Below are 13,642 nucleotides of genomic sequence, written 5' to 3'. Positions count from 1 at the left end.
GTGGCTCGCACCGCCGATATCCTGGTGGCGGCTGTGGGACGCCCGGAGATGGTCAAGGCCGATTGGATCAAGCCGGGCGCAACGGTCATCGATGTCGGCATCAACCGCATTGCCGCACCGGAGCGAGGCGAGGGCAAGAGCCGGCTGGTCGGCGATGTCGCCTATGCGGAAGCCTCGAATGTCGCCGGCGCCATCACGCCGGTTCCGGGTGGTGTCGGGCCGATGACGATCGCCATGCTGATGGCCAATACCGTCATTGCCGCCCATCGGGCCGCCGGAAAGCAGCCGCCGAAGTTTTGAGGAAAATGCCTTCCGGGTGGCGACAAAAAACCACTCGGATCGGCTTGCCAAGACACGAAAGACGATTATAGTCAGGAAATAAATATTCCATAGAAGAAAATGAGGGAACGAAATGGCATTATCATGGCGTTTCTCCGCCTTGGCGGACCGGCACCGTGCTCTCGGATCGAAACTCGAAGACTGGAGCGGCATGGGAACCGCCTGGACCTATGAGAAGGACATGTCGGATGAGCATGTCGCGATCCGCACCAAGGCCGGCATTATGGATGTTTCCGGCCTCAAGAAGGTGCACCTGGTCGGCCCGCACGCCATCGCCGTGCTCGACTATATCACCACCCGCGACATGTCGAAGATCTATCCCGGCCGCTCGGTCTATGCCGCCATGCTGAACGATCGCGGCTATTTCACCGACGACTGCATCGTCTATCGCACCGGGCCGAATTCCTGGATGCTGGTGCATGGTTCAGGCTCCGGCCATGAGGAACTCGTCAAGCAGGCAGCAGGGCGCAACTGCGCCGTCCTCTTCGACGACGATCTGCATGATCTGTCGCTGCAGGGTCCGGTCGCTGTCGATTATCTCGCCAAATACGTGCCTGGCATCCGCGACCTCAAATATTTCCATCACATGCAGACGACGTTGTTCGGCGCCCCTGTGATGATCTCGCGCACCGGCTATACCGGCGAGCGCGGCTATGAAATCTTCGTGCGCGGACAGGACGCTCCCATGGTCTGGGACCGCATCGTCGCGGAAGGCGAGGAGATGGGGATCATTCCCTGCTGCTTCAGCGTTCTCGACATGCTGCGCGTCGAAAGCTATCTGCTTTTCTATCCCTATGATAACTCGCAGATGTATCCCTTCGCCGATCAGCCGCCCGGCGACAGTCTCTGGGAACTCGGCCTCGACTTTACCGTCAGCCCCGGCAAGACCGGCTTCAGAGGCGCGGAGGAACATGCCCGCCTCAAGGGCAGGGAGCGCTTCAAGATCTTCGGCATGCTCATCGATGCCGATGGCCCGGCCGATCTCGGCGACGAGGTCTTTGCCGATGGCAAGAAGGTCGGCGTCATTACCTGCCCGTGCTATTCCGCGCTGACGAAGAAATCCATGGCGATCGCCCGTCTCGACGTCGACAAGGCGGTTCAGGGCACGAAGCTCGAGGTGCGCGGCAAGAGCCTGAAGGCAAGTGCCATCGCTCACACGCTGCCCTTCGACGATCCGGAAAAGAAGAAGAGGACGGCCATCGGTTAGGAGGCGCTCATGCTTGTCGAAGGCATCAAGAGCCGACCGGTCTATAAAGGCCTCACCATCCAGCCGCACGCCCGGCGGCACATCTTCGCGCTGGAAGGCGAGGGGGCAAATGCTCTCCTCGACCAGATGGCCGCGCTTGACGACACGATCCTGTCGCGCAGCGAAATCCTCTATGTCGCGCGCGGCTCGCAGGGCAAGGGCCATGACGAAGCCTTGCGCAAGCTAGGCGCCGACATGTTCTTCACGGCGCCGACGATCGCAACGCTGCTCTTTCGCCTGAAAGGGTCGCTTTCGACCGCCCATATGGGCACGCGGCTTTATATTGCCGGCACCGAGGGCTTCATCGGCCAGGCGATGATGGTAGCGCTCGACTACGGCATGGACCATGCCTCGATCATCACGGAACATCGCGGCTCGCTGGCGCGTCGCGTGCAATGCGTCCATTGCAAGGGCATCACCGAGGATGTCACGCATAGTCCCTTCACCTGCAGCCATTGCGGGCTTCCGCTTCTGGTGCGTGATCATTATTCGCGCCGTCTCGGCGCCTTCCAGGGCGTCAATATCGATGCGGAAGAGCCCGGCAGTGCGCCCGATCCGGAGGAGTTGTTCCTGTGAGCGGTGGTACAGAAATTCCGGTCCGCGTTGCGAAGGTCATACCGGTCGCCGATCGCATCAAGCGTTTCCGCTTCGAGCGTATCGACGGCAAGCCGATGCCTTACTTTTCCGGCGGCGCCCATGTGATCGTTTCGATGAACGACGAAGGACATATGCGGCGCAACGCCTATTCGCTGATGTCGCCGCCGCATGATTGTTCGGCCTATGAGATCAGCGTGCTGCGCGTCGAGGATTCGCGCGGTGGTTCCGCCTTTATGCATGAGAAGGTGAGCGAAGGCGACGAGCTCAAGGTCAGCTATCCGGTCAATCTCTTCCAGCCGGATTGGCGTGGCCGCAAGCATCTGCTGATTGCCGGTGGTATCGGCATCACGCCCTTCATTGCGATGATGCAGCAGTTTTCGCGCGAGGGCGCCAATTTCGAACTGCACTATGCCGTGCGCTCGGTGGATCGCGGTGCCTATTGCCGAGAACTTGTCGAACAATATGGCTCGCAGCGGGTGAAGATCTATTGTGACGCCGACGGCAATTTCATCCCCGTCGCCCGTCTCCTCGAAAGCCAGCCGCTCGGCACGCATCTCTATGTCTGTGGTCCCTCGGGCATGATCGACGGCGTGCTGAAAACGGGTCTGGAGGCCGGCTGGCCCGAGCAGAACCTGCATTCCGAACGCTTCCTGTCCTCGCAACCCGGCAAGCCCTTCTCGATCGAGCTGACACGCTCCGGCAAGACGGTTCATGTCGGCCATCACGAGAGCATGCTGGAGGCGATAGAGGCTGCCGGCGTCGACGCGCCTTTCCTCTGTCGCGGTGGTGCCTGCGGACAATGCGAGACTGGTGTTGCCGTCTGCGATGGCAAGCTTCTGCACCACGACGTCTATCTGACCGACGAAGAAAAGGCGTCCGGCCGGAAGGTGATGATCTGCGTTTCCCGTTTCGAGGGAAGCGCGCTGCATCTCGACCTTTAGGCACCGGACCGATACTCAGGAGAACGGACATGGCAATCGCCTTCAAGCAGGAAACCTTCCGGGACGATTTCAGCTATCGCAACAGTCCGGAAAACATCCGGCGCTTTCCGTTTCCTTTCGACCGTGACGAGTACATGTATTCCGTCAACATGGAACCGCATGTGAAGGGTCAGAAGAACACGATCTACGAAAGCCTGATCGACGTCGACGAGCACTACGTCGCCGAAATGCGCGACCGGGCGCTGGTTCTGAAGGAAGATCCGCTGCGCTATCAGGCGCTGCCGCACATGATGTCGGCGCAGTGGGATACGCTGGAACTGCTGATGGAAGAGCAGGCTGCCGGCTATCCCGAGCACTTTACACTCACCAAGAACGGCGACCAGTGGCGCTGGATCAACCGGCCGCTCGGCATCGACGACACCTTCACCTTCGGCGATACATCCACGCTGCCCTACGAGCCCTTCGAATACATCACCCGACAGGCACAGGGCGATTTCTGCATCGTCGACCAGCGGGACGGCAATCTCTGGATGGATGCCGGCATGGTCACGACCCAGGCCGACTGGTCGCTCGACTTCGACATCGGCATGAATTTCATGGAATGGCACGGACCGGTGCCGCTCGCCCACCAGATCGGCGTCTTCGACCGCGCTTTGAAGTTCCTCCTGAACCTGCAGCAGGGCAAGCCGACGCGTCGGTTCAACTGGACGATGACGATCAATCCCCGCCTCGACACCAGTCCCGAGAACTATCCGAAATGGGGACCGGACCGTACAACGGTGACACCGGAGAATGTCGGCGAGAAAGTGCATCTGCGCGTGGAATTGCAGAGCCTCTGGCGCCTGCCGCGTTCGAATGCCATCCTCTTCGTGATCCGCTGCTATCTGATGAACATGGACGAACTCGTGACGGTGCCAAAATGGGCACGCCGCTTCCCGCGCGTGCTGCGAACCTTGCCGCCGGAACTCATCGACTACAAGGGCCTGACACGCTTCCGCGAGACCACCATCGACTGGCTTTCGACCTATGACGACGGGGCGCCGACCAGCCCCGGCATCTTCCCGGATTGATCCCGTCCCAGTGCCAAACGACTGCATACGATAAGAATTTCGATACAATCGAGAAGGGGAATGCTTCATGACAAGAGTTGCCGTTATCGGCGCCGGTCCTTCGGGACTGGCCCAGTTGCGGGCCTTCCAATCGGCAGCGCAGAAAGGCGCTGAGATCCCGGAAGTCGTCTGCTACGAAAAACAGTCCGACTGGGGCGGGCTTTGGAATTACACATGGCGCACCGGCCTGGACGAATATGGTGAACCCGTCCACGGCAGCATGTATCGATACCTATGGTCGAACGGCCCCAAGGAATGCCTGGAATTCGCCGACTATTCGTTCGAGGAGCATTTCGGCAAGCCGATCGCCTCCTATCCGCCGCGCGCCGTGCTCTGGGACTATATCAAGGGTCGCGTCGAGAAGGCCGATGTGCGCAAATGGGTGCGTTTCAGCACGCCCGTGCGCATGGTGCGTTTCGATGAGGAGACGAAGAAGTTCACGGTGACTGCGCATGACCGTGCCCAGGATCGCATGTATGACGAGGAATTCGATTACGTCGTGGTCGCGAGCGGCCACTTCTCGACGCCGAACGTCCCCTATTTCGAAGGGGTGAAGACCTTCAACGGCCGCGTGCTGCATGCCCACGACTTCCGCGATGCGCTGGAATTCAAGGGCAAGGACGTGTTGATCGTCGGCCGCAGCTATTCGGCCGAGGATATCGGCTCGCAATGCTGGAAATACGGCGCGAAATCGGTGACGACGAGCTACCGCTCTAAGCCGATGGGCTTCAAATGGCCTGATAATTTCGAGGAGCGGCCGCTGCTGACGCGGCTCGAGAACAAGACGGCCCATTTCCTCGACGGCTCCTCCAAGGAGGTCGATGCGCTGATCCTTTGCACTGGATACCAGCACCACTTCCCCTTCCTGCCGGACGATCTGCGCCTGAAGACGGCCAACCGTCTCTGGGCCGATCATCTCTACAAGGGCGTGATCTTCGACAAGAATCCGCAGCTATTCTACATCGGCATGCAGGACCAGTTCTACACCTTCAACATGTTCGACGTACAGGCCTGGTGGGCGCGCGACGTCATGATGGGCCGCATCAAGCTGCCGCCGGAAGAAGAGCTGCAGGCGAATTTCGACATGTGGCGCGCCCGCGAGGAAACGCTCGAGGATGCCGAACAGATGATCTGGTACCAGGGCGACTATGTGAAGGAGTTGCTCGCCGAGACCGATTATCCGAGTTTCGATATCGAAGGTACGAACAAGACCTTCATGGAATGGGAGCATCACAAGGCTGAGAACATCATGGGCTTCCGCGACCATGCTTATCGTTCGCTGATGACCGGCAATATGTCGCCCAAGCATCATACACCCTGGGTCGAAGCGCTTGATGACTCGATGGAAGAATATCTGCGCAACTGACGCGCCCGCCATATTCCCGCGTGACCGGCAAGGGAGGCTCAGCGCCGCCCTTGCTGGCGTATTTGAGTTGAGACGAAGCGATTTGATCAGCAACTTTTTCTTCGGGTACGGCCTCCATGGATTTCCAAACTAGCGTTCTTGGCCGCATGAGCGGCTTCCTTTATCGCTGCCGCGCTGACGAGAACTATACGATGTTGGAAATGACCGACGGCGTCGAACGCATCTTCGGTTATCCCGTCGACGAGATTATCGGCAACCGCACGCGAACCTTCACCTCCATCATGTACGAGGAGGATGTTCCACTCATGGACGAGGTTGTCGGCAAGGCGCTGGAAAGCCGCGCCGACTGGACGATGGAGTACCGGATACGCCATCGCGACGGTCATCTCATCTGGGTGACGGAGACCGGCGGCGGCGTATGGGACGAGGCCGGGGAATTGCTCTACTTGGAGGGCAGCATCATCAACATCGAGTCGCTCTATCAGCGTATCGACGAACAGACATCGGGCATGCGGGTTACGGCCTCCAAGACCAACGAAATCCTGCAGTCGTTGCGCTACCTGAAGCTGCTTGCGGTCAATGCCGGCATCGAGGCAGCGAGAGCCGGAACGGCGGGGTCGGGGTTTGCGGTGCTGGCGGCGGAGATGCGCACGCTCGCCAATTCCTCCGAGGAGGCAGCGCGGGCGATCTCGAATGCGCAGAGGAAAGCGGAGTAAAAACGCTTTATGAACGCGGTCGCGTCTTCTGCGGATCGTAATGCGACAGCGGCACGATCACAGCCGGAAGGCGCTTCTGGTGGCCGTCGAGCTTGCCGATCTCGACCTTGGTGCCGATGCCTGCGTGCAGGACATCGACGCGAGCAAGCGCGATCGTCTTGCCGAGGATCGGCGAGCGGGTCGCGCTGGTGATCACGCCGACCTGGGCACGGCCGATATGGATGCAGTCTCCATGTCCGACCGCTTCGTTGGCCTCGATGTCGAGACCGACCATCAGATGACGCGGATTTTCCTTTCGCCGTATCAGCGCCTCACGGCCAATGAAATCATCCTGCTTGGACTTCAGCGGCACGGTGAAGCCGATGCCGGCCTCGAAAGGATCGGTCTGGTCGGTGAATTCATGATGGGCGAAGATCAGGCCGGCCTCGATGCGGACCATATCCAGCGCCTCCAGCCCCATGGGCTTCAAGCCGTATGGCTCGCCGGCCTTCCAGACGGCGTCGAAAACGGTGGCCGCATCCTTCGGATGGCAGAAAATCTCATAGCCAAGTTCACCGGTATAGCCGGTGCGCGAGACGACGATCGGCGCGCCTTCGAAGTGACCGATGCGGCCCACAGTGAAACGGAACCATTCAAGTTCGCCGATCGCGGGTTGGCGTGGCGCCGTCCAGATGATCTCCTTCAGGATATCGCGGCTCTTCGGGCCTTGCAGCGCGATATTGTGCATCTGGTCGGTCGACGAGCGGACCCAGGCCTTGAACCCTTTTTTCTCCGCCTGCTCGCGCAACCAGATGCCGCTATAGTCATCGCCGCCGATCCAGCGGAAATTCTTGTCGCCGAGACGGAAAAGCGTGCCGTCGTCGATCATGCCGCCATTTTCGTAACACATGGCGGAGTAGACGACCTGGCCGGTCGATAGCTTGCGGACGTCGCGGGTCAGGCAATATTGCAGCAACTCTTCCGCATCCGGTCCCGTCACCTCGAATTTGCGCAGCGGCGAGAGGTCAATGACCACGGCTCTCTCGCGGCAGGCCCAATATTCCTCGACAGGTCCTTCCGAAGAGAAGCGGTTCGGCAGCCAGAAGCCGCGATACTCGGTGTAATCCCGCGTCAGTGCGGAGAGGCGGGGGTGAAACGCGGTTTCCCGCGTGAGTTCGGCGTCAGCGTCAGGGGTCATGCGATAGGCTACCGCTCGTGTGAATTTTTCTTTGTCGGAAAAGGTGCGGACATGGATATCGGTCGGGTCCCAGCCATTGGCCGCGTCGATATCATCAGGGCAGGAGGATGAGACGCAGACGAGATCGGTCAGCGCCCGCATCAGTACATAGTCGCCCGGCCGCGACCACGGTTCGTCGAGATAGAGCTGATTGTTGTGGTCGATATTGGTGTTGTAGAAGTAGTTCAGCGCTTCCCAGCCCTTGCGGCCGGCGATGCCGTAAGGTGCGAGCACTGCGTTGAAATTGTCGGTGCAGTTCACGTGGCCGGGATAGCCCATATCGTCATAGTAACGTGAATTGCAGGCGGTGGCGAAGGCATCATGGCGGCCGACCGTATCCTGGACGATTTCTATAAGCGGCTCGAAATCCCGGTCGAAGGCCTTGGAGGGCAGGCCGGGTGTCGGATAGCTGCGGCCGAGCAGGGTGCGCGTGACGGTGGAATCGAGCGCGAGATCCAGCCCCTTGTCCACCTTGCGGGCGGCAAAGGCCTGGAAATCAGTACACTGCCGTCCATAGACGTCGATGATCTGGATGAATTCGCCGGCGCGAACGAAATAGGCCGACGCTGTGGCCGCCTTGATGCGGATATCCTCGATCGGATCGGCCAGGGGTTCGGGCAGGGCGGAGGCATAGTCGCGGAGGATCGTCGCGCGCCGGATCCTGATCTCTACCGGCGTTGCCGTATCCTGTGCCTCCGGCGACATGGCCGCGCCCGGGGCGCAGGCGATGAGCAGACCTTTCAGAGCGATGGTGAATTCAACCGTGCTGCCGGGCGGTGAGGCCTCGCCAAAGATGCTGAGAGCGCCGGCCGCGCCGAGATCGGCACCGCGTCGCTGCAATGCCGCGCGCACGCGCGAAGCGCTTTCGTCTTTGGAGGACAGAATAGACTTCAATCCTTCGGCGGCACCGGTGAAGGCGGTACCCAATCCGGCGGACTGGAAGCGGCCCTTCTCGTCGAGGAATGACAGCTCGCAGGTCTGGCCGCCTTCGCAGTCGGTCAGCGTGATTCGATCGCCCGCCTCGACACGCACGACGAGTGCGCCACCGCCCTTACAGCGATAGCGTTCGGTGTCAGACGGCAGCGCCGGAATGCCCGGATAACGGACAATGCTCGCCGAAACGGGCCGTATCCCGGCGATCGGCGGATGGAGTTCTCGCATGTGGCCCTCTCGGGAAAACGAGGTGCGTTACGGCACCGGAATCATGCTGACAAAATGCCATCGGAAAGTAAAGGGATATTGACTAGAAAGAAAATATCTTCACTATGTATAAAGGCTTGGTGATTGGAAATCCGCGCACAGACGCGGCTCGCGAAAACCTCCAGCAAGCCAAAAATGCCATGGGAGGCACGTTCGGGGAGACGTAGGAGAGATACGTCCGGAACAAAGATGGGGAACATCACCAATGACGGATATTGTGGACGCCGGCGCTTCTGTCGGCACCGAAGGTAAGCTTATACGCGCGCTCGATTGGAAGGGCGCGTTCTGGGTGGCTGCGGGCGTGCCGCCGCTCGTTCTCTTCTCCATCGGCGGTATCGCCGGCACGACGGGCAAGCTTGCCTTCGTCGTCTGGATCATCTCGATGATCATGGGGTTCCTGCAATCCTTCACCTATGCGGAAATCGCCGGCATGTTCGGCAACAAGTCCGGTGGTGCTTCGGTCTACGGCGCAACCGCCTGGCTGCGTTATTCGAAGTTCATCGCGCCGCTTTCCGTCTGGTGCAACTGGTTCGCCTGGTCGCCGGTGCTATCGCTCGGCTGCGCCATCGCCGCGGGCTATATTCTCAATGCCTTCTACCCGATCCCGGCGGCAGATTCGCAGGCCGTGCTCAGCTGGATCAGCGCCCATGCAACGTCCATTACGGCCGATAGCCCGCGGATTGCCGAATATATTGCGGCTCACGCCGGCACGTCGCCGCAGGATGCCGTAACAGCGCTGCTCAGCGCCGATGGCGTTGCCGCGCTGACGCCTGCCGTTCGCAACTGGTCTCTCGTCAGCTTCAACATTCCCTTCCTCGCAACGGCCAACATCAACGCCACTTTCTTCATCGGCGGTATCCTGATGCTGATCATTTTCGCGATCCAGCATCGCGGCATCTCCGAGACGGCAAGCGTGCAGAAGTGGCTGGCGATCATCGTTCTCGTGCCGTTGCTGATCATCGGCGTCTATCCGATCGTCAGCGGCCAGATTCTCTCCACCAACGTCACCGGCCTCGTGCCGCCGACGGCGGCCTATGCCGCGACCGATGGCACCTGGAGCAATGGTGGCTGGACGCTCTTCCTCGGCGGCCTCTATATCGCGGCCTGGTCGACCTACGGCTTCGAAACGGCCGTCTGCTATACGCGTGAGCTCAAGAACCCGAAGACGGACACGTTCAAGGCGATCTTCTATTCCGGTCTCGCCTGCTGCGTCTTCTTCTTCCTCGTGCCCTTCGCCTTTCAGGGTGTGCTCGGCCATTCCGGCATGCTGGCGCCCGGCATCGTCGATGGCACGGGTGTCGGCGAAGCGCTCGGTGGCCTGATCGGCGCCGGCCGCATCGTCACACAGCTGCTCGTCATCCTGATGATCATGGCGCTCTTCCTTGCCATCATGACCGCCATGGCCGGTTCGTCGCGCACGCTCTATCAGGGTTCGAAGGATGGCTGGCTACCGAAATATCTCGACCACGTGAACGAGAATGGCGCGCCGACCAGAGCGATGTGGACGGACTTCGCCTTCAACCTCGCCCTTCTCGCCATAGCGTCGGATACCAGCGGCTATTTCTTCGTGCTCGCCGTCTCCAACGTCGGATACATCATCTTCAACTTCCTCAATCTCAACTCCGGTTGGATCCATCGCATGGATTCCGGCCATATCGAGCGTCCCTGGAAGGCACCGGCCTGGCTCATCGGCCTCAACACCGTTCTTGCCTTCGTCAATGCGCTCTTCCTCGGTGCCGGCGCCAAGGTCTGGGGCTATGCGAACGCACTCTGGATCGGCTTTGCGTTCGCCGCGTTGATCCTGCCGGTTTTCGCCTACAGGCACTATGTGCGCGATGGCGGCAAGTTCCCGGCCGGCGCCATGGATGATCTGGGTCTTGTCGGTCAGGATCTCGGCGTGAAAAAAGCGGGTATTCTGCCTTACCTAGCGTTGATCGGCGGTCTCGCTATCGTACTGATAGCCAACTGGGTATTCCAGCTGCCGGCATAATAAAGAGCCTGGTGATATCGACGGTCCCCGCTGTGTGAGCCACGGCGGGGATTTGCTTTTACTATTTCCCGTTGGCGTTATTGCGCGCCGCCCACGGGGAGCAAGATTCCAATCGTGGCTAGCATCATTCCCGATAGAGGACGGTTTCAACGTCGGTTCGCCGGAATTCCTCTGCCGTCGCGAGGATCGGTACGCCATAATATTTGGCGCAGGCGTAATGCAAGCAATCGCCGAGATTGAGCCCATGACGTTCAGAGCGATAGCGGTGCGCCGCCGCAAGCGCTAGACGGGTTGTTCCCGCGCCGGCGGCAGATCACAGATTTCAATACCGCGCTCGTCCATGAATTCCAGAAGCAGGGACTCTACTGCCTCCACCGAGAGATCGAATTTATCCGGACGGGCAAGGCCACGCGCTGCTTCCAGCACGGCGATCGGCGAGGTCATAGGGTTTTTAGCCGATGCGATCGCCTCCTTCGTAGCGATAACGATCGCTTCGGAAATGGCGACGCCAGCCATGTGCGCAAACTTGCGCGTTAGCGCATCCGCCTCCGGATCATTGACGTTAATGGCCACGGCCACCATCCATGTAGATGGACTTTGATTTCAACGTAGATTATGCGCGCACTCGTTTCCAAGAGTCCATGCCAATCGCGGCCCTCAAAGCGGACTTGACTGCCCTACCTATGCGCGGAAAGCACCGTCTCGCGGGAGAGATACCCCACCGTTTCGCCACTCTCCGCTCTGACATCAAGACCGGGCAGATCCCCTGCCAGGATCAGCGCCAGCGCATCATGAAGACTGGCGTCGGGCTTGATGGATACGGCGGAAGCCTGAGGCGCGGGCGGCGCCATGACGCTCGCGACCGCAATCAGGCGCAGGCGCTTGATCGCCCTGTCCGGACCGAGGAAACTCTCGACGAACTCGTTGGCCGGCCGCGCCAGGATCGCTTCCGGCGTATCATATTGCAGCAGGCGTCCATCGCGCATGATGGCGATGCGGTCGCCCATCTTGATCGCCTCGTCGATATCGTGGGTGACGATGACGACCGTCTTGCTGACCTTTTTCAGGATCTGCCGGAACTCGTCCTGCAGACGCACGCGGGTAATCGGATCGATCGCGCCGAAGGGCTCGTCCATCAGCATGATGGCGGGATCGGCAGCCAGTGCCCGGGCAAAGCCGACGCGCTGGCGCTGGCCGCCGGAAAGCTCATGCGGCAGGCGCCTGCGCATGATCGAGGGATCGAGGCCGACCAGTTCGAGAAGTTCGTCGATGCGGCGGTCCGTCCTTGCCTTGTCCCAGCCGAGCAGGCGCGGCACGGTCGCGACGTTGCGCTCGATCGTCATATGCGGGAACAGGCCGACCTGCTGGATGACATAGCCGATGCTGCGGCGAAGCTCCTTTGGATCGGTCGCAGCCACGTCGCGATCATTGACCAGCACACGGCCGGCGGTCGGTGTTTCCAGCCTGTTGATCATGCGCATGGTAGTGGTCTTGCCGCAGCCGGAAGGGCCGATCAACGCGACGGTCGTGCCCGTTTCAATGATGAGATCTAGACTGTCGACGGCGTGGCGCCCGCTTCCCTCGTAGTTCTTCGAGACCTTGTCCAGTCTGATCATATCAAGCGCCCTTTGCGGTCATCGTCTTTGAGTGAAAAATCGCTCGAGCCGTCCAAAGACGAGTTCGGCCGCGATGGCGAGAAGCGCGATCGGAAGGGCGCCGACCAGAAGGCGCGGCATGTTCATGATGGCGATGCCGGCATTGATGAAATCACCGAGCCCGCCACCGCCGATGAAGGAGGCGAGTGCCGCACCGCCGATCACCTGAATGGCGCTGGTGCGCACGCCGGCAAGGATCGAAGGCACCGACAGCGGAAACTCGATCTGCCAGAGAATATCGCGTCGCCCCATGCCCATGCCGTTGGCGGCATCGAGAAGCGCCGGATCGATTTCCCTTATGCCGATGATGGTGTTGAGCAGTAGCGGCGGTATCGCCAGCACGATCAGCGCGATGACCGAGGGCAAAAGCCCGATGCCGAGAAAGGGCATCGCCGCCGACAGTATGGCAAGACTCGGAATGGAACGCAGCGAGCCGGCGATATTGACGGCAACGAAGGCGGCGCGCGGCGCCCGCGCGACGAGAAAGCCGAGCGGTATCGCAATGACGAGGGCAATGCCGAGCGATACGGCGCACATCAGCACATGGCGGTTAAAGGCGCTGAAGAAGGTGTTCTGGTTCTGGGAAATCCAGTTGATGGCATCGATCAGCATCATGCCGCCTGCCTTCCGTTGCGGCGGCGCAGGTATTTTTCGAGCGACGCGAAAAGGTAATCGGCAAAAAGCGCCAATGCCGAAGTGAGCAGGCCGCCGGCAAGAATCTTTTCCGGAAAGCGCTGGTCGATACCCTCGAAGATGATGACGCCGAGACCGCCGGCATTGATGTAGGCGGCCACAGTGGCGATACCGATGACTGTCACGATCGCGATGCGAATGCCGCCAACGATGAAGGGCATGGCGAGCGGCAGCTCTATCTCCCAGATGCGCCTTGGCGCGTCATATCCCATGCCGTTGGCCGCATCGAGCACGTCGCGGGGAATGGCCTGAAAGCCGAGCCCGATATTGCGGATGAGGATCATCAACGAATAGGCGGCAAGGCCGGTGATGGCGGGCGCGGCGCCGATGCCGAGCACGGGGATGAGGAGAGCAAAAAGCGCGAGGCTCGGGACGGCGAACAGAACGCCGGTCACGATGACGATGGCGCCGAAGGTTCGCGGCCTGCGCGCGGCCCATATGCCGACGATCAGGGAGATCACCAGAGCAATCCCGACTGAGGAGAAGACGAGGTAGAGATGTTCCAGCAGGGCCTCGGCCAAACGGCCGAAATTCTTCGGAACCCACTTCATGGGCGAGCTCCCTCGCGGCGGCA

General features: G+C 60.5%; 12 protein-coding genes and 2 pseudogenes. 8 read left to right on the top strand and 6 right to left on the bottom strand.

What is annotated here, in order from left to right:
* The 7 genes and pseudogenes from FHT28_RS25940 to FHT28_RS36725 form a co-directional block, all read left to right on the top strand.
* Positions 1-300 (top strand): annotated as a pseudogene (locus FHT28_RS25940) (bifunctional methylenetetrahydrofolate dehydrogenase/methenyltetrahydrofolate cyclohydrolase); the annotation flags it as partial.
* Positions 301-412: 112 nt separating this feature from the next.
* Positions 413-1,546: an aminomethyltransferase family protein gene (locus tag FHT28_RS25935; protein WP_168597730.1), complete on the top strand. Its 1,134-nt coding sequence runs from the start codon at positions 413-415 to the stop codon at positions 1,544-1,546.
* Positions 1,547-1,555: 9 nt separating this feature from the next.
* Positions 1,556-2,161, top strand: coding sequence for a dimethylamine monooxygenase subunit DmmA family protein (locus tag FHT28_RS25930; protein WP_037200183.1), 606 nt, complete (start codon positions 1,556-1,558; stop codon positions 2,159-2,161).
* Positions 2,158-3,123 carry a PDR/VanB family oxidoreductase gene (locus tag FHT28_RS25925; protein ID WP_168597729.1) on the top strand — a complete coding sequence of 322 codons (966 nt, stop codon included), beginning with the start codon at positions 2,158-2,160 and terminating at the stop codon, positions 3,121-3,123. The genes FHT28_RS25930 and FHT28_RS25925 overlap by 4 nt, the downstream gene beginning before the upstream one ends.
* 29 nt (positions 3,124-3,152) lie before the next feature.
* Positions 3,153-4,193: a DUF3445 domain-containing protein gene (locus FHT28_RS25920; RefSeq protein WP_037200185.1), complete on the top strand. Its 1,041-nt coding sequence runs from the start codon at positions 3,153-3,155 to the stop codon at positions 4,191-4,193.
* A gap of 67 nt (positions 4,194-4,260) precedes the next feature.
* Complete coding sequence (locus FHT28_RS25915) at positions 4,261-5,598, top strand: NAD(P)/FAD-dependent oxidoreductase (RefSeq protein WP_037200186.1); 1,338 nt, start codon at positions 4,261-4,263, stop codon at positions 5,596-5,598.
* Between the two features lie 116 nt (positions 5,599-5,714).
* Positions 5,715-6,314: a PAS domain-containing protein gene (locus FHT28_RS36725; protein ID WP_037200188.1), complete on the top strand. Its 600-nt coding sequence runs from the start codon at positions 5,715-5,717 to the stop codon at positions 6,312-6,314.
* A 7-nt stretch (positions 6,315-6,321) separates the two neighbouring features.
* On the opposite strand, the gene FHT28_RS25905 is transcribed toward FHT28_RS36725, so the two are convergent.
* Positions 6,322-8,691 (bottom strand): DUF1989 domain-containing protein, encoded by a 2,370-nt coding sequence (locus FHT28_RS25905; RefSeq protein WP_168597728.1) that lies wholly within the window; start codon positions 8,689-8,691, stop codon positions 6,322-6,324.
* A 244-nt stretch (positions 8,692-8,935) separates the two neighbouring features.
* Between FHT28_RS25905 and FHT28_RS25900 the strand changes: the two genes are divergently transcribed.
* Positions 8,936-10,720 carry an APC family permease gene (locus FHT28_RS25900; RefSeq protein WP_037200191.1) on the top strand — a complete coding sequence of 595 codons (1,785 nt, stop codon included), beginning with the start codon at positions 8,936-8,938 and terminating at the stop codon, positions 10,718-10,720.
* A gap of 124 nt (positions 10,721-10,844) precedes the next feature.
* Here the strand turns inward: FHT28_RS25900 and FHT28_RS35900 are convergent.
* From FHT28_RS35900 to FHT28_RS25880, 5 genes and pseudogenes are all read right to left on the bottom strand, one after another.
* Positions 10,845-10,952 (bottom strand): annotated as a pseudogene (locus FHT28_RS35900) (type II toxin-antitoxin system VapC family toxin); the annotation flags it as partial.
* A 50-nt stretch (positions 10,953-11,002) separates the two neighbouring features.
* Positions 11,003-11,293, bottom strand: a complete 291-nt coding sequence (locus tag FHT28_RS25895) for a type II toxin-antitoxin system VapB family antitoxin (RefSeq protein WP_348645018.1) — start codon at positions 11,291-11,293, stop codon at positions 11,003-11,005.
* 104 nt (positions 11,294-11,397) lie between these two features.
* The gene (locus FHT28_RS25890) at positions 11,398-12,336 is read right to left on the bottom strand and encodes an ABC transporter ATP-binding protein (RefSeq protein ID WP_168597727.1); all 939 of its coding nucleotides are present in this window, start codon (positions 12,334-12,336) and stop codon (positions 11,398-11,400) included.
* An 18-nt stretch (positions 12,337-12,354) separates the two neighbouring features.
* On the bottom strand, positions 12,355-12,990 hold the full coding sequence (locus tag FHT28_RS25885; protein WP_168597726.1) for an ABC transporter permease: 636 nt from the start codon (positions 12,988-12,990) through the stop codon (positions 12,355-12,357).
* Entirely contained in the window at positions 12,987-13,619 is a 633-nt protein-coding gene (locus FHT28_RS25880; RefSeq protein WP_168597725.1) for an ABC transporter permease, read from the bottom strand. The genes FHT28_RS25885 and FHT28_RS25880 overlap by 4 nt, the downstream gene beginning before the upstream one ends.
* Between the last annotated feature and the right edge of the window lie 23 nt (positions 13,620-13,642).

Origin of the sequence: Rhizobium sp. SG570 (assembly GCF_012275345.1) — a bacterium.
GTDB classification, from domain to species: Bacteria; Pseudomonadota; Alphaproteobacteria; order Rhizobiales; family Rhizobiaceae; genus Rhizobium; species Rhizobium lusitanum.
The sequence above is the reverse complement of the archived record's forward strand: the minus strand, read 5'-3'. Positions and strand labels throughout refer to the sequence as shown.